Origin of the sequence: Bradyrhizobium sp. PRIMUS42 (assembly GCF_023006515.1) — a bacterium.
Lineage (GTDB): Bacteria > Pseudomonadota > Alphaproteobacteria > Rhizobiales > Xanthobacteraceae > Bradyrhizobium.
This window is the reverse complement of sequence record NZ_JALBGZ010001481.1, coordinates 1-588: the sequence shown is the minus strand read 5'-3', so window position 1 is coordinate 588 and position 588 is coordinate 1. Positions and strand designations below refer to the sequence as shown.

General features: G+C 68.2%; 1 protein-coding gene and 1 pseudogene. Both read left to right on the top strand.

The genetic code is table 11. The annotated features are described in order from the left end of the window. Positions 1-194 (top strand): annotated as a pseudogene (locus MOV75_RS41195) (malonate decarboxylase acyl carrier protein); the annotation flags it as partial. After that, a partial coding sequence (locus MOV75_RS41190) for a carboxyl transferase domain-containing protein (RefSeq protein WP_309487022.1) occupies positions 191-588 on the top strand: 398 nt, incomplete at its 3' end. The pseudogene MOV75_RS41195 and the gene MOV75_RS41190, both read left to right, overlap by 4 nt.

Sequence of the window (588 nt, the reverse complement as noted above, 5' to 3'; positions counted from 1 at the left end):
ACACGTGCACGATCAACATCGCAACCGCGGCCCACGGCTTCGGCGCGGTGTGGGACGCCGTGGTCCGTGATTTCGCCGCCCGCCGCTCGGCCGGGGGGTTGCGCATCTCCATCAATGACGGCGGAGCCCGGCCCGACACGGTGGCGCTACGACTTGCCCAGGGCGTCCGCAAGATCGAGGAGCCGGAACGATGACAGCCGCGACCTACAATGATGTCTCGCTGAGCTGGTACGAGGCAAGCGCCCGGCAGCGCGTCGACGCGCTGGTCGATGCCGGCAGCTTCTTAGAATTCATCGGTCCCGAGCAGCGCGAGATCAGCCCGCATCTTTCGATCTTCGACCTGCCGGAACAGTTCGACGACGGCATCGTCGTCGGTCGGGGCCGTCTGGACGGCACGCCCGTGCTCGTCGCCGCACAGGAGGGGCGTTTCATGGGCGGCGCCTTCGGTGAGGTCCACGGCGCCAAGCTCACCGGGCTGCTGCGCGCCGCGCGCACGCTCAAGCAAGACCTGCTGATCCTGTTCGACACCGGCGGCGTGCGGCTCCAGGAGGCCAATGCCGGCGAGCTTGCGATCTCGGAGGTCATGCG